The sequence below is a fragment of the Tardiphaga sp. genome, from assembly GCF_028290785.1.
Classification (GTDB): domain Bacteria; phylum Pseudomonadota; class Alphaproteobacteria; order Rhizobiales; family Xanthobacteraceae; genus Tardiphaga.
This window is the reverse complement of record NZ_JAQGJD010000272.1, coordinates 1-13,583: the sequence shown is the minus strand read 5'-3', so window position 1 is coordinate 13,583 and position 13,583 is coordinate 1. Positions and strand designations below refer to the sequence as shown.

The following is a 13,583-nucleotide window of genomic DNA, read 5'->3' as shown; positions in this document are numbered from 1 at the left end:
GAGAAGGTCGATGGCATCGACTTCGCCCACAAGGTCGAGATGGGCATCCGCAAGGACCGCTACAAAGCCATGGTGCCGCAGGTGATCGCGCCATTGCAGCTCAAGGGCCGCGTCCACGCCTTCGAGGCGCAGGCCGCGCGCGCACACACGAAGAACAAGCTGAAGTTCACCCTGCCCGGCCCGATGACCATCATCGACACCCTGTCGGACAGCTACTACGGCGACCGCGTCAAGATGGCGTTCGCCTTCGCCGAACTGCTCAACCAGGAAGCCCTCGCGCTGCAGGCCGATGGCGTCGACATGATCCAGTTCGACGAGCCGGCCTTCAACGTCTTCATGGACGAGGCCGCCGACTGGGGCGTCAAGGCGCTGGAGCGCGCGGCCCAAGGCCTGACCTGCGCCACCGCGGTGCACATCTGCTACGGCTACGGAATCAAGGCCAACACCGACTGGAAGGAAACCCTGGGCGGCGAGTGGCGGCAATACGAGCAGATCTTTCCGGCGATCGATGCCAGCCCGATCCAGCAGGTCGCCATCGAATGCCGCAATTCCCGGGTGCCGCTGGAATTGCTCGGGCTGCTGAAGGGCAAGATCGTTCAGGCGGGGGTGATCGACGTCGCGAGTGACGAGATCGAGACGCCGGAAGACGTTCTGGCCACCATCGAGGCGGTGATGAAGCACGTGCCGAAGGCCAACATCGTCGCCACCACGAATTGCGGCATGGCGCCGATGCATCGCGATATCGCCGAAGCGAAGCTGCGCGCGCTGGGCGCGGGGGCGAGACTGGCAAGGGAGCGGCTGGCGTAACACCGGCCTCTCCACCGTCATTGCGAGGAGCGAAGCGACGTGGCAATCCAGTGCTACAAGAGCTGGATTGCTTCGTCGCAAGGGCTCCTCGCAATGACGGCTGAGGGGTTTATCGCGATGGCGCACCTGCATGCAGCGTGGGCCGGTAACCCGCACGTAGTGCTTTCACCGTCGAAGGCGGCGTGAGCAACGCTACGTCGTAAAACGTCATCTCCACCTCATGATATCCCGCGAACGACCACCGCATCGCCCTGCCCTGCACGATCACAAAGCTCTCCCCTCCCGCCGCCACCATCGTGCCGTCAGGTAGTTCGTCCATCGCACACGGCAGCGCGTGCAATCGCTTGGCACGTCCCTCCAGCCGCTCACGGTGCAGCACTGCGTCGATCTCCGTCGCACGCGTGCGCGAGACGCCGTTGCCCTCTTCCCATGCTGCCCGAAAACGATTGGCGTCGTCGCGGCGACAATAGAAGCACGGGCGATGGCCCGCCGCGAGCGCGGTGGCTTCGTCGAGGAAGAACAGTTCGGTCCAGCTACGCGTCGCCATCACGTCGCGGCGCCGGCCGCGGAATTCGCAGACGCAAATGAGCCAGGCCGGATTGCTCCAGCGCTTGTTCAACAGCGTCCTGGTCAGGGGATCGTGGATGATGCCGCGGTTGCCGGTGAACAGGCCGCGCGCGGGCGTCGCGATGATATCGCCGAACGGTGTGACGCGGTTCTGCAGCGGCATGGTGATGCTCCTGCTATCCCAACGCGACGTCGCTCCCCTCCCCCCGCGCGAAGCGGAGCTTCGCTAGGCGGGGAGGGGTCGGGGGTGGGGGTGCCACAAGCTCAGTCGCCCGCGGCTACCCCCCACCCCGGCCCTCCCCCGCAAGGGGGGAGGGAGCATGAGCAGTGTCCCGTGTGAAAGGTACTACGCCGCGCCGTCGCGCATCGGCGGCTGGAACGACAGGCCGAGATCCCACGGGAAGAAGATCCAGGTGTCCTGCGACACTTCGGTGATGAAGGTATCGACCAGCGGCCGGCCCATCGGCTTGGCGTAGACGGTGGCAAAATGCGCGTCGGGCAGCATGTCGCGCACCATGCGCGCGGTCTTGCCGGTGTCGACGAGATCGTCGACGATCAGGAGGCCCTTGCCGGTGCCGCCGCCGAGCCGGGCGGCATCCTCGGACACGCCCTTCAACACCTGCAACTCGCCCCGCTTGTTGTGGTCGTAGCTGGCGATGCAGACGGTATCGATGACGCGAACGCCGAGTTCACGCGCCACGATCGCCGCCGGCACCAGCCCGCCCCGGGTGATGGCGATGATCGCATGAAACGGGCCGGCGTTGCTCAGGCGCCAGGTCAGCGCGCGGCAGTCGCGGTGGAACTGGTCCCACGACACCGGAAATGCCTTGCCGGCGCGCTCCTGTGCGCTCATTTCCGGATGTTCTGCCATGTCGATCTCCTGGTTGGTCGGGCGGCGCGTGCCGTATCTACTTCGGCGCGTGCAGCACGGCCAGCATCTCTTTCACCGCCGCCATGGCCGCGTTGAGCTTGTCCTGGTCGCGCGAGCGCACCACCAGATTGACGTTCGGCTTCTGCGCGTCGTCGAGGAACGGGTAGCTGCCGATGATGGCGTCGGGATGCGCCTCGGCGATCGCCCGCAGGGGTCCCCCGATGTCGCCCTCGCGGGCGTCGGCGCGGACCGTCTCGGACAGCATCCGCACGCCGGACCGAAGCTTCGGCGACACGATGTCCATCATCGCCTGCATGATCGAGGGCACGCCGGCCATCACGATGACATTGCCGAGCTTGAAGCCCGGCGCCAGGATGGTGGCGCTCTGGATCAGGTCGGCGCCGTCCGGGATCCGCGCCATCCGCAGCCGGGCTTCGTTGAGGTCGGCCCCGAACCGCTCCTTGAACCGGGCGACGACGTCGGGATGGTGATCGATGGCCACGCCAAAGGCCTTGGCCACCGCGTCGGCGGTGATGTCGTCATGGGTCGGGCCGATGCCGCCGGTGGTAAAGACGTAGTCGTAACGGCCGCGCAGCGCGTCGAGTGCGGCAATGATCTCCGGCTCGTCGTCGGAGACCACGCGGACCTCCTTGAGGTCGATACCGATATTGGTGAGGTATTCGGCGATGAAGCCGATGTTCTTGTCCTTGGTCCGGCCGGAGAGAATCTCGTCGCCGATTACCAGGATGCCTGCCGTTACGATGTCGCTCATCAGTCTTTCCTCGCCGTTATCAGCGACCATGCGCAGGCAAAGCCTTGATGTCACGGGCTTTTGCTGCCGAAACGAGCAGCGTCCCGCCGTTTTTTCAGGCACGTTAGCGGTGCCCCCATACGAAATGCTCGTACTGAATGCATATCGCGCTGGCCCGGCCCTTGCTACCATCCTGTTTAGTCGTGCAATCTCCGCACGGTCTCGAAAAACAGTCAGGATTCATGGCAGTTGCGTTCGACGAAATGAATGGGCCTCTGGGCGAGCTTCGCCCGGCCTATGAAGAGCTCTCCCGCTGGCTCAAGGAGACGCCGCCAGACGCTTTGGAATACCGTCGCCAGGAGGCGGAGCTGCTGTTCCGCCGCATCGGCATCACCTTTGCGGTCTACGGCGATTCCGAATCCACTGAACGGCTGATCCCGTTCGACGTGATCCCGCGGATCATCTCCGGCAAGGAATGGACGCTGCTGGAAAAGGGCCTTAAGCAGCGGGTCCGCGCCATCAACATGTTTTTGCGCGATATCTACCATGGGCGCGACATCCTGCGCGCCGGGCTGATCCCGGACGACCTGATCTTCCAGAACCCGGTATTCCGCCCGGAGATGAACGGCCAGCAGGTCCCGCACGACGTCTACGTCCATATCGCCGGGATCGACATCGTCCGCACCAATCCGGACGAGTTCTTCGTGCTGGAGGACAATGCGCGCACCCCGTCCGGCGTGTCCTACATGCTGGAAAACCGCGAAATCATGATGCGGCTGTTCCCGGACCTGTTCGCCCGGCACCGCGTGGCGCCGGTCGAGAAATACCCGGACGAGCTGTTGTCCTGCCTGCGTTCGGTGGCGCCGCACAGCGCCAATTCGGAACCCACCGTCGCGCTGATGACGCCCGGCGTCTACAACTCCGCCTATTACGAGCACTCGTTCCTGGCCGACAAGCTCGGCGACGAGCTGGTCGAGGGCCGCGACCTGATCGTCAAGAACGACGAAGTGTTCATGCGCACCACCGAGGGCCTCAAGCGCGTCGATGTGATCTATCGCCGCGTCGATGACGACTTCCTCGATCCGCTCTCGTTCCGGCCGGACTCCGCGCTCGGCGTGCCCGGCCTGATGTCGGCCTACATGGCCGGCAATGTCACGCTGGCCAATGCGGTCGGCACGGGGATCGCCGACGACAAGGCGGTCTACAGCTACATGCCGGAGATCGTGAAATTCTATCTCGGTGAAGAGCCGATCCTGAAGAACGTGCCGACCTGGCGCTGCCGCGAGCCGAAGGATCTGGCCTACGTGCTGGATAATCTGGCCGATCTCGTGGTCAAGGAAGTCCACGGCTCCGGCGGCTACGGCATGCTGATCGGCCCGGCATCGAGCAAGGCGACCATCGAAGCGTTCCGCGACAAGCTGAAGCGCGAGCCGGAAGGCTTCATCGCCCAGCCGACGCTGGCGCTATCGACGTGCCCGACCTGCACCGAGTCCGGCCTCGCGCCGCGCCACGTCGATCTGCGGCCGTTCGTGCTGACCGGCCGCGAAAACGTCACCATCGTGCCGGGCGGGCTGACCCGCGTGGCGCTGAAGGAAGGCTCGCTGGTGGTCAATTCCAGCCAGGGCGGCGGGACCAAGGATACGTGGATATTGGATGAGTAGGATGATGCCATGCCACGCGTATCGCTCTGTTCGTCATTCCGGAGCGCGGCCGGCTCTTGCCGGACGCGAATCCGGAATCCCGACATGTGAATCTCATTTCGAGATTCCGGGTTCGTGCGCGCTATCGCGCACACGCCCCGGAATGACGACCTTCAGGTAACATTCATGCTTTCGCGCACCGCTGAAAATCTTTACTGGCTAGCCCGCTACGTCGAACGCGCCGAATATCTGGCGCGCACCATCGAGGCGACGCTGCGCGTCACCGCGCTGCCCAATACCTATACCGGCCAGACCAACGAATGGGATTCGGCGCTGCTGACAGCCGGCGTCTCGGCGGCGTTCTACGAAATCTATGAGGAAGCCGACGAGAAGAACGTCGTCGAATATCTGTCGTTCTCCACCGCCAACCCGTCCTCGATCCGCAACTGCATCGAGAACGCGCGGTTGAATTCGCGCTCGGTGCGCACCGCGCTGACCGGCGAAATGTGGGACACCATCAACGGCGCCTGGATCGAGCTGCAGGAAGTCTGGAGCGGCGGCGCCAAGACCCGCGAGCAACTGGCGCGCTTCCTGCGCTTCGTGCAGGAGACCTCGCTACGCTTCGACGGTTCGGCCTACCGCACCATGCTGCGCAACGATGCCTACTGGTTCTCGCGGCTCGGCCTGCATCTGGAACGCGCCGACAACACCGCACGCATTCTCGACGTCAAATACCATCTGCTGCTGCCCGAAGACGAGCATGTCGGCGGCCCGCTGGATTACTACCAGTGGACCTCGATCCTGCGTTCGGTGTCGGCGCTGACGGCGTATCACTGGGTGTATCGCGAAACGCTGAAACCCTGGCTGATCGCCGATCTGCTGATTCTCAACGACACGCTGCCGCGCTCGCTCGCCAGTTGCTACGGCAACCTGGTGCGCAATCTTGACCAGATCGGCGTCTCCTACGGCCGCCAGGGCGCCGCCCAGCGCCACGCCCGCGGCGTCCGCAACCGCCTCGAACACAGCAACATGCAAGACATCTTCCAACACGGACTGCATGAATTCATCCAGGAATTCATTGCGGATAACAGCCGGCTCGGCGAAATCATCGCCAAACAGTACCTGATATGATTAGACTGTCATTCCGGGGCGCAAGCGGCGACAGCCGAATGCGACCCTCAGCCACTCCACCGAAGTGGCGGGAAATCTAATCAAATTGAATCGATGGAGATTTCGGGTTCGCGCGCGCTTCGCGCTCTCGCCCCGGAATGACGGGTAATAACCATGCGCCTGCGGATCGCCCATACGACCAGCTATCGCTACGAGCCGCCGGCCTCTGGCGTGATCCAGATCCTGCGCATGACGCCGGGCAGCCATGACGGCCAGTACGTCGCCAACTGGCAGATCGACGTTTCCACCGATTCGCGACTCGATCTGCACGAGGATGCGTTCGGCAACGTCACCCACGTGCTGACCCACGGGCCGATCTCCGACCTCACCATCAATGTCGAGGGGCTGATCGAGACCCAGGATACCGGCGGCGTGCTGAAGGGCACGGACGAGCGTTTCCCGCCGAGCCTGTTCCTGCGCCAGACCCCGCTGACCGAGACCAATCCGGCCATGGTGGCTTTCGCGCGGGATCTCGATCCCACCGCCGAGACCGACGTGCTGGGCTTCCTGCACGCGCTGATGATGGCGATCAACGAGCACATGACCTTCGACGGCGACCCCACCAATACCGGCACCTCGGCGATCGAGGCATTTGCTGGCAAGCGCGGCGTCTGCCAGGACTATGCCCATATCTTCATTGCCTGCGCCCGCTCGTGCGGCGTGCCGGCGCGCTTCGTCGCCGGGCATTTTCTGCGCGCCGACGGCATGGTTCACCAGCAGGCCGGCCACGCCTGGGCGGAGGCCTTCGTGCCGAATCTCGGCTGGGTCGGCTTCGACCCGGCCAACGCGATCTGCACCACCGACGCCCACGCCCGCGTCGCCATCGGCCTCGATTACCTCGGCGCCGCCCCGGTCCGCGGCACCCGCTACGGCGGCGGCATGGAGACCCTGACGGTGTCGGTCAAGGTCGATCAGGCCGGCCGGCAGCCGCCGCAGGGACAGTCGCAATCGCAATCCTGACCACGGCGCGCCATGGTTGCCGCGGCACGGTCGAGCGCGTAAGACGCTTCCCTGATTAAGGGACTGTTGGATGACCTATTGTTGCGGAATTCTGGTGCGCGAAGGGCTGGTGATGATCGCGGACACGCGCACCAATGCCGGACTCGACAACGTCTCGACCTTCCGCAAGCTGCACGTCTTCAACCAGCCCGGCGACCGCGTCATGGCGGTGGCCTCGGCGGGCAACCTGGCCATCAGCCAGTCGGTGCTCTCTACCCTGGCCGAAGGTTTCGAGGACCCCAAGACCGGCGCCCGCGAGACGCTGCTGAACGCGCCGACCATGTTCCAGGCGGCGCAGCGGATCGGCCGCGCCATCCGGCACATCAACGCCACCGAAGGCGAGGCGCTGGAATCCGAGGACATCAACTTCAACGTCTCGTTCCTGTTCGGCGGTCAGATCAAGGACGGCAAGATGCGGCTGTTCATGATCTATCCGGCCGGCAATTTCATCGAATGCACCACCGACACCCCCTATCTGCAGATCGGCGAGCACAAATACGGCAAGCCGGTGCTCGACCGCGCCATCCACTTTGATGTCGAACTCTACGAGGCGCTGAAGACCGGATTGATCTCGATGGATTCCACCATGCGTTCGAACATCGGCGTCGGCCTGCCGATCGACGTGCTGGTGGTGCGCACCGATGTCTGCGACGCCGACCTCAACCACCGCATCGAAGCCGGCGAGCCGTATTTCCACGACCTGCGCTCGCGCTGGTCGGCCGCCCTGCGCGCGGCGCACCAGAACATTCCGCGGCCGCCGTACAAGAAAGAAAATTGAGCGCCAACGCGATGACCGGGGAGCCGCTGAACTGGCGCGTCATGACGGTGGCCGACCTGCCCGCGGTGAAGGCGCTCGCCGATGCCATCCATCCGCGCTTTCCCGAAGACGAAGCCGTATTCGCCAACCGGCTGGCGCTGCATCCATGCGGCTGCGGCGTGCTGCAAGGCGAACGCGCCATCGCCGGCTATGTCGTCGGCCATCCCTGGCACTTCAAGCAGCCGCCGGCGCTGAACGAATTGCTTGCGCCGCCGACCACGCCGCCATCCACCTTCTACATTCACGATCTCGCGCTATTGCCCGAAACCCGAAAATCCGGTGCGGGCGCGGTCGTCGTCGAAATGCTGGCCGCACGTGCGCGGCTCATGCAACTGCCCAACATGACGCTTGTTGCCGTCAACAATTCAGTTCATTTTTGGCGCCGGCAGGGGTTCGACATTGTCGTCGACCCCACCCTCGACCGGCAGCTGCGAAGTTACGACGAACACGCCAGCTATATGCGTCGCGAACTAACTTAAAAACGACAGGGAAGAAACAGATGACCACCAAGATTGCACTCGTCACCGGCGCCGGCACCGGCGTGGGCCGCGCCGCTTCGCTCGCTTTGATGAAGGCCGGCTTCACCGTCGTGCTGGCCGGGCGCCGCATCGAGATGCTGCAGGAGACCCAGAAGCTCGGCGAGGCCGAAGGCGGCAAGAGCCTGCCGGTTTCCGCCGACATGGCCGACCCCGCCTCGATCGCCGCGCTGTTCGCCAAGACGATGGAGAGCTACGGCCGGCTCGACGTGCTGTTCAACAATGCCGGCATGGGCGCGCCCCCGGTGCCGTTCGAGGATCTCGGCCTCGCGCAGTGGCAGGCGGTGGTCAACACCAACCTCACCGCGCCGTTCCTGTGCACCCAGCACGCGTTCCGCATCATGAAGGACCAGACCCCGCGCGGCGGCCGCATCATCAACAACGGCTCGATCTCGGCGCATGCGCCGCGGCCGTTCTCCGCCGCCTACACCTCGACCAAGCATGCCATCACCGGTCTGACCAAGGCCAGCAACCTCGACGGCCGCGCCTACGACATCGCCGTCGGCCAGGTCGATATCGGCAATGCCGCGACGCCGATGACCGACCGCATGGTCAACGGGCCCGGTGTGATGCAGCCGGATGGCACCATGAGCCAGGAGCCGCGCATGGACGCCAAGGCGGTCGGCGACGCCGTCGCCTACATGGCCGGCCTGCCGCTCGACGCCAACGTGCTGTTCATGACGGTGATGGCCACAAAGATGCCGTTCGTCGGGCGGGGGTAAATTCTCGCGCGGCCGCGCGCCGTCTCATGCCCCGGACGCGATGCGATACAAAGTATCGCTTCGCAGATCCGGGGCCGTCCCAAACGACGGCGTTCGCAGCGGTCCCGGCTGCGGAGCGGCACAAGCGTGCCGCACCGCGTCCGGGACACAGATTGACCAATATCGAAAAGTATCCTAAAGGATACATGTATGCTTGAGTTGCAATCAAGCGCTGAGTTTGACCGTTGGATCGACTCACTGCGGGACAGGCGCGGTCGAGCTAAAATTTATTTGCGAATACAGCGGCTCCAACTCGGCAATCCCGGCGACGTAAAGCCTGTGGGCGAAGGCATCAGCGAGATGAGGATCGATTTCGGTCCGGGGTATCGCGTCTACTACATGCTCAAAGGCCAAACGATCGTTCTGCTTCTGTGCGGCGGCGACAAGTCGACACAGGACAAGGATATCCGACGGGCGGCGCAAATTGCCGCCGAATGGTGAAGGGGGACAGATGGCGAAATTTTCAAAGTTTGATGTAGCAGACCATCTCGACAGCCCCGAGATGATCGCTGCCTACCTCACCGAAGCTTTCGAGACCAATGACCCCGCTTTCATCTCGCTCGCGATCGGCACCGCTGCGCGCGCCAAAGGCATGGCGCAGGTCGCCGGCGAAGCCGGGCTTTCGCGCGAAAGCCTGTACAAATCTCTCAACGGCCAGGCCAAGCCGGAATTCGACACCGTGCGCAAGGTGCTTGGCACGCTCGGCGTCAAGCTGGTTGCCGAACCGATCATTGACCCCAAGGCGGCGTAGACGCACGGCACCGACATTGCATGACCGCCCCTGCCCCGGCATCATTGCCGCGGCCCGGGGGATTCATGCTGCAACTGCAATCGGCGTTCGGTGTGTTCGCGCTGCTCGGCATCGCCTGGGCGCTCGGCGAAAACCGCCGCCTGGCGTCGCTGAAACAAGCCGCCATCGGGCTGGCCGTCACGCTGCTGACCGCCATCGTGCTGCTCAAGCTGCCCGTGGTGGCGCATGCCTTTGGCGCCATCAATGACGCCGTGAGCGTGATCGCTGCGGCGTCGCGCGCCGGCACCTCGTTCGTGTTCGGCTATCTCGGCGGCGGCGCGCTGCCGTTCGATCTCAAGGCGCCCGGCGCCGATTTCGTGCTGGCGCTACAGGCGCTGCCGGTGGTGCTGATCATCAGCGTGCTGACCACCCTGCTGTTCTACTGGCGCATCCTGCCGCCGATCGTGCGCGGCATGGCGTGGATCCTGGAGCGCACGCTGGGCGTCGGCGGCGCCGTCGGGCTGTCCACCGCCGCCAACATCTTTCTCGGCATGGTCGAGGCGCCGCTGTTCATCCGGCCCTACCTGAAGCAGTTGACGCGCAGCGAGCTGTTCCTAGTGATGACCGGCGGCATGGCAGGCATCGCCGGCACCGTGCTGGTGCTGTACGCGACCTTCCTGTCACCGGTCATCCCCGACGCCTCCGCGCATTTCGTGATCGCGTCGGTGCTGTCGGCGCCTGCCGCGATCCTGGTCAGCCTGATCATGGTGCCGGAGACCGAGCCGCGCCGCACCGGCGGCGCACTAGCCGAGCCGGAAATGGCGGCGTCGAGCACCATGGACGCCATCGTCAAGGGCACCACCGCGGGCATCGAACTGCTGGTCAATATCGTGGCGCTGCTGCTGGTGCTGGTGGCGCTGATGTATCTGATCAACGCCGTGCTCGGCCTGTTGCCGATGATGAACGGCGTCGCGATTTCGGTGCAGCGCCTGCTCGGCTACGTCATGGCGCCGATCTGCTGGCTGATGGGCCTGCCGTGGGACCAGGCGCTGACCGCCGGCGCGCTGATGGGCGTCAAGACCGTGCTCAACGAGCTGATCGCCTATCTGCAGTTCGCCAAGCTCGACCCCGACGCACTCGATCCGCGCGCGCGCCTGATCATGCTCTACGCGCTGTGCGGCTTCGCCAACTTCGCCAGCCTGGGCATCATGATCGGCGGCCTTGGCACCATGGCGCCGGAGCGCCGCGACGAGATCAACGCGCTCGGCCTGAAGTCGATCGTGTCGGGCACGCTGACGACCTGCCTGATGGGCGCGATCGTGGGCCTGCTTACGCCTTGACCTCGATCGTCCGAAACTCCGCCGGCAACACCACTTCCAGCAGTTCGCAATTGTCGGAGTAGCTGCGGATCAGGTGTTTGACGCGCGGCGGCTGGGTCCAGCTTGAGCCCTGCTTCATGGTCACCTCGCCCTCGCCTTCGAAGTAGATGCTCACCGTGCCGTTCAGCACGTAGACCAGTTGAAATTCGGCGTCGTGATAATGCAGCTTCGAGACTTCGGCAGGAACGCAGGGGCCGATCAGCCGGATCACATGCGCCTGCGCCTGGCCGCCGCTGGCGGCGGCAATTCCAAGGTCGCGATAGCGGGCGTAAGCGCGCAGCCCGTCGGCGACAAAATCCTGTTCGCGATAATGGCTGATGGCGACCCGCTGCCGGCGCCGCGGGGCCTTTGCGGCCGGCGCCGCGGCGGCCTTGGTCGATGCAGATTTGGCCGGTGCAGACTTGGCCGCTGCAGACTTGCGCGACTTCCCGGCCCCGCGCGCGGACTTCTTCGGCGCGGCGGTTTTACCGCCAAGCTTCGAGGCCACCTGTCGCTTCGCCATGCGCTGATTCCCATTCGACAACGCAGCGCCGAAAGGCGGGCCGCGCAAGCGAAGGAACCTAGCTGCAGTCTTGTACTGCGGCAATTCCTCCAGCGCGTTGAGTGAGTCCGCTCAATGCAACCGGAATACGCCGTCCACGGCCCGCAGCTCGGCCGGCTTGATCAGCTTGGAGTGGGCGACGGTGACCGAGAACAGCGGACCGTCCAGCGACTGCTGCCAGAATTCCAGAAAGTCCTTCAGCGCCGGAAATTTCGGAAACAGGTCGTAGTTCTGCCAGACATAGGTCTGCAGCAGCGAGGGGTGATCCGGCATCCGGTACAGGATCTGCGCCGTCGTCAATCCGTAGCCAAGCACCTGCTTCCTGAAATCGTCAGAAACTGCACTTCTCGAGACCATGCCAACCTCCATGGACAGAGCGCATTCGGCACAAGTGGCTTACGGTCGATGTCGAATTCGCTCTTCGCTCCTTTAGACCGCGCCGTCTGCCGCGAACCGGATTCCACTTCGCCATGACAGCGCGATGCATGAATTGTGACGCAAGCAACCCGCTCATCACAAGCTTAAAAGTTTAATAATGTGTTGAAAGCCTGAGTGTTAGCAGCGACTTACCGCGACTGCTAACGGCACCCACTACCGCCGTTAACGATGCTGCGCCGAATTGGCAGCCGTCACATTTGAGTGCTAAAATTTCTGCTAGAAGGCCTTGCCGAGCTTCCGCGTTCGGCCTATGTCCGGGGCAGTCGTGCTGGCACTTGTCGGCCCCGACTGCCAAAATTTCGAAATACTGAACATCTTCAGAAACTTAGGAGGACTGCATGAAATTCCGTCCGCTTCACGATCGCGTTGTGGTCAAGCGTATCGACGCCGAAGAGAAGTCCGCTGGCGGCATCATCATCCCGGATAGCGCCAAAGAGAAGCCCTCTCAGGGCGAGATCGTCTCCGTCGGTCCCGGCGGCCGTGACGAAGCCGGCAAGCTGATCCCGATCGACCTCAAGGTCGGCGAGCGCGTCCTGTTCGGCAAGTGGTCCGGCACCGAGGTCAAGATCGATGGCCAGGACCTGCTGATCATGAAGGAAAGCGACATCATGGGCGTCCTCACCGACCTGCCCGCAGCCAAGAAGAAGGCCGCTTAAGCGCCTTTCTCTTCTCCCGTAATTTTCAAGGAAGCAAAACATGTCAGCTAAAGAAGTCAAATTCGGCGTTGATGCCCGCGACAAGATGCTGCGCGGCGTCGACATCCTCGCCAACGCCGTCAAGGTGACGCTCGGCCCGAAGGGCCGCAACGTCGTGCTCGACAAGTCGTTCGGCGCGCCCCGCATCACCAAGGACGGCGTCACCGTCGCCAAGGAAATCGAGCTTGAAGACAAGTTCGAGAACATGGGCGCCCAGATGGTCCGTGAAGTCGCGTCGAAGTCGGCCGACCTCGCCGGCGACGGCACCACCACCGCGACCGTGCTGGCCCAGGCCATCGTCAAGGAAGGCGCCAAGTCGGTTGCCGCCGGCATGAACCCGATGGATCTGAAGCGCGGCATCGACCTGGCTGTGGAAGCCGTAGTCGCCGACCTCGTCAAGAACTCCAAGAAGGTCACGTCGAACGACGAGATCGCCCAGGTCGGCACCATCTCCGCCAACGGCGATGCCGAAATCGGCAAGTTCCTCGCCGACGCCATGAAGAAGGTCGGCAACGAGGGCGTCATCACGGTTGAAGAAGCCAAGTCGCTCGAGACCGAACTCGACGTCGTCGAAGGCATGCAGTTCGACCGCGGCTACATCTCGCCCTACTTCGTCACCAACGCCGACAAGATGCGCGTCGAATTCGATGACGCCTACATCCTGATCAACGAGAAGAAGCTCTCCAACCTCAACGAGATGCTGCCGCTGCTCGAAGCCGTCGTGCAGACCGGCAAGCCGCTGGTCATCGTCGCCGAAGACGTCGAAGGCGAAGCCCTCGCCACCCTCGTCGTCAACCGTCTGCGTGGCGGCCTCAAGGTTGCCGCCGTCAAGGCGCCGGGTTTTGGCGATCGCCGCAAGGCGATGCTGCAGGACATCGCCG

Annotated in this window: 17 protein-coding genes; 12 read left to right on the top strand and 5 right to left on the bottom strand. The window is 63.9% G+C overall.

Annotated features, from left to right (window positions below; genetic code table 11):
* On the top strand, positions 1-807 hold an 807-nt coding region (locus tag JWR89_RS16715; RefSeq protein ID WP_299718087.1), incomplete at its 5' end, for a methionine synthase.
* A gap of 109 nt (positions 808-916) precedes the next feature.
* Here JWR89_RS16715 and JWR89_RS16710 read toward each other — a convergent pair.
* From JWR89_RS16710 to JWR89_RS16700, 3 genes are all read right to left on the bottom strand, one after another.
* Complete coding sequence (locus JWR89_RS16710) at positions 917-1,537, bottom strand: hypothetical protein (protein ID WP_299718084.1); 621 nt, start codon at positions 1,535-1,537, stop codon at positions 917-919.
* A 183-nt stretch (positions 1,538-1,720) separates the two neighbouring features.
* On the bottom strand, positions 1,721-2,245 hold the full coding sequence (gene gpt / locus JWR89_RS16705) for a xanthine phosphoribosyltransferase (RefSeq protein WP_299718082.1): 525 nt from the start codon (positions 2,243-2,245) through the stop codon (positions 1,721-1,723).
* 37 nt (positions 2,246-2,282) lie between these two features.
* On the bottom strand, positions 2,283-3,017 hold the full coding sequence (locus JWR89_RS16700; protein ID WP_299718080.1) for a molybdopterin-binding protein: 735 nt from the start codon (positions 3,015-3,017) through the stop codon (positions 2,283-2,285).
* A gap of 221 nt (positions 3,018-3,238) precedes the next feature.
* Between JWR89_RS16700 and JWR89_RS16695 the strand changes: the two genes are divergently transcribed.
* From JWR89_RS16695 to JWR89_RS16655, 9 genes are all read left to right on the top strand, one after another.
* The gene (locus JWR89_RS16695; RefSeq protein ID WP_299718077.1) at positions 3,239-4,657 is read left to right on the top strand and encodes a circularly permuted type 2 ATP-grasp protein; all 1,419 of its coding nucleotides are present in this window, start codon (positions 3,239-3,241) and stop codon (positions 4,655-4,657) included.
* Between the two features lie 165 nt (positions 4,658-4,822).
* Entirely contained in the window at positions 4,823-5,767 is a 945-nt protein-coding gene (locus JWR89_RS16690) for an alpha-E domain-containing protein (RefSeq protein WP_299718075.1), read from the top strand.
* Positions 5,768-5,920: 153 nt separating this feature from the next.
* The gene (locus JWR89_RS16685) at positions 5,921-6,766 is read left to right on the top strand and encodes a transglutaminase family protein (RefSeq protein ID WP_299718072.1); all 846 of its coding nucleotides are present in this window, start codon (positions 5,921-5,923) and stop codon (positions 6,764-6,766) included.
* Between the two features lie 70 nt (positions 6,767-6,836).
* Positions 6,837-7,583, top strand: coding sequence for a proteasome-type protease (locus JWR89_RS16680; protein ID WP_299718071.1), 747 nt, complete (start codon positions 6,837-6,839; stop codon positions 7,581-7,583).
* A complete protein-coding gene (locus JWR89_RS16675; protein ID WP_366142996.1) occupies positions 7,580-8,101 on the top strand; it encodes a GNAT family N-acetyltransferase in 522 nt (173 codons plus the stop codon). Before JWR89_RS16680 ends, JWR89_RS16675 begins: the two co-directional genes overlap by 4 nt.
* A gap of 20 nt (positions 8,102-8,121) precedes the next feature.
* Positions 8,122-8,880 (top strand): SDR family oxidoreductase, encoded by a 759-nt coding sequence (locus JWR89_RS16670; RefSeq protein ID WP_299718069.1) that lies wholly within the window; start codon positions 8,122-8,124, stop codon positions 8,878-8,880.
* Between the two features lie 189 nt (positions 8,881-9,069).
* The gene (locus JWR89_RS16665; RefSeq protein ID WP_299718067.1) at positions 9,070-9,360 is read left to right on the top strand and encodes a type II toxin-antitoxin system RelE/ParE family toxin; all 291 of its coding nucleotides are present in this window, start codon (positions 9,070-9,072) and stop codon (positions 9,358-9,360) included.
* Between the two features lie 10 nt (positions 9,361-9,370).
* Entirely contained in the window at positions 9,371-9,670 is a 300-nt protein-coding gene (locus tag JWR89_RS16660) for an addiction module antidote protein (RefSeq protein WP_299718065.1), read from the top strand.
* A gap of 65 nt (positions 9,671-9,735) precedes the next feature.
* The gene (locus tag JWR89_RS16655; RefSeq protein ID WP_299718089.1) at positions 9,736-10,989 is read left to right on the top strand and encodes a nucleoside transporter C-terminal domain-containing protein; all 1,254 of its coding nucleotides are present in this window, start codon (positions 9,736-9,738) and stop codon (positions 10,987-10,989) included.
* Here JWR89_RS16655 and JWR89_RS16650 read toward each other — a convergent pair.
* Together JWR89_RS16650 and JWR89_RS16645 are read right to left on the bottom strand one after the other, a co-directional pair.
* Positions 10,979-11,530, bottom strand: coding sequence for a cupin domain-containing protein (locus JWR89_RS16650; RefSeq protein ID WP_299718062.1), 552 nt, complete (start codon positions 11,528-11,530; stop codon positions 10,979-10,981). The genes JWR89_RS16655 and JWR89_RS16650 overlap by 11 nt on opposite strands.
* A gap of 111 nt (positions 11,531-11,641) precedes the next feature.
* Positions 11,642-11,926 carry an usg protein gene (locus tag JWR89_RS16645; RefSeq protein WP_299718060.1) on the bottom strand — a complete coding sequence of 95 codons (285 nt, stop codon included), beginning with the start codon at positions 11,924-11,926 and terminating at the stop codon, positions 11,642-11,644.
* Between the two features lie 419 nt (positions 11,927-12,345).
* On the opposite strand from JWR89_RS16645, the gene JWR89_RS16640 reads away from it, so the two are divergent.
* Both JWR89_RS16640 and groEL read left to right on the top strand, forming a co-directional pair.
* Complete coding sequence (locus JWR89_RS16640) at positions 12,346-12,663, top strand: co-chaperone GroES (protein WP_299718058.1); 318 nt, start codon at positions 12,346-12,348, stop codon at positions 12,661-12,663.
* A 40-nt stretch (positions 12,664-12,703) separates the two neighbouring features.
* Positions 12,704-13,583, top strand: an 880-nt coding sequence (groEL, locus tag JWR89_RS16635; RefSeq protein WP_299718056.1) for a chaperonin GroEL, incomplete at its 3' end; no start/stop codon positions are given.

What these genes read in the sequence shown, in the direction of transcription:
- JWR89_RS16710 (WP_299718084.1), bottom strand. Translation starts at nt 1,537, where the DNA reads ATGCCGCTGCAGAACCGCGTCACACCGTTCGGCGATATCATCGCGACG.
- gpt (WP_299718082.1), bottom strand. Translation starts at nt 2,245, where the DNA reads ATGGCAGAACATCCGGAAATGAGCGCACAGGAGCGCGCCGGCAAGGCA.
- JWR89_RS16700 (WP_299718080.1), bottom strand. Translation starts at nt 3,017, where the DNA reads ATGAGCGACATCGTAACGGCAGGCATCCTGGTAATCGGCGACGAGATT.
- JWR89_RS16695 (WP_299718077.1), top strand. Translation starts at nt 3,239, where the DNA reads ATGGCAGTTGCGTTCGACGAAATGAATGGGCCTCTGGGCGAGCTTCGC.
- JWR89_RS16690 (WP_299718075.1), top strand. Translation starts at nt 4,823, where the DNA reads ATGCTTTCGCGCACCGCTGAAAATCTTTACTGGCTAGCCCGCTACGTC.
- JWR89_RS16685 (WP_299718072.1), top strand. Translation starts at nt 5,921, where the DNA reads ATGCGCCTGCGGATCGCCCATACGACCAGCTATCGCTACGAGCCGCCG.
- JWR89_RS16680 (WP_299718071.1), top strand. Translation starts at nt 6,837, where the DNA reads ATGACCTATTGTTGCGGAATTCTGGTGCGCGAAGGGCTGGTGATGATC.
- JWR89_RS16670 (WP_299718069.1), top strand. Translation starts at nt 8,122, where the DNA reads ATGACCACCAAGATTGCACTCGTCACCGGCGCCGGCACCGGCGTGGGC.
- JWR89_RS16665 (WP_299718067.1), top strand. Translation starts at nt 9,070, where the DNA reads ATGCTTGAGTTGCAATCAAGCGCTGAGTTTGACCGTTGGATCGACTCA.
- JWR89_RS16660 (WP_299718065.1), top strand. Translation starts at nt 9,371, where the DNA reads ATGGCGAAATTTTCAAAGTTTGATGTAGCAGACCATCTCGACAGCCCC.
- JWR89_RS16655 (WP_299718089.1), top strand. Translation starts at nt 9,736, where the DNA reads ATGCTGCAACTGCAATCGGCGTTCGGTGTGTTCGCGCTGCTCGGCATC.
- JWR89_RS16650 (WP_299718062.1), bottom strand. Translation starts at nt 11,530, where the DNA reads ATGGCGAAGCGACAGGTGGCCTCGAAGCTTGGCGGTAAAACCGCCGCG.
- JWR89_RS16645 (WP_299718060.1), bottom strand. Translation starts at nt 11,926, where the DNA reads ATGGTCTCGAGAAGTGCAGTTTCTGACGATTTCAGGAAGCAGGTGCTT.
- JWR89_RS16640 (WP_299718058.1), top strand. Translation starts at nt 12,346, where the DNA reads ATGAAATTCCGTCCGCTTCACGATCGCGTTGTGGTCAAGCGTATCGAC.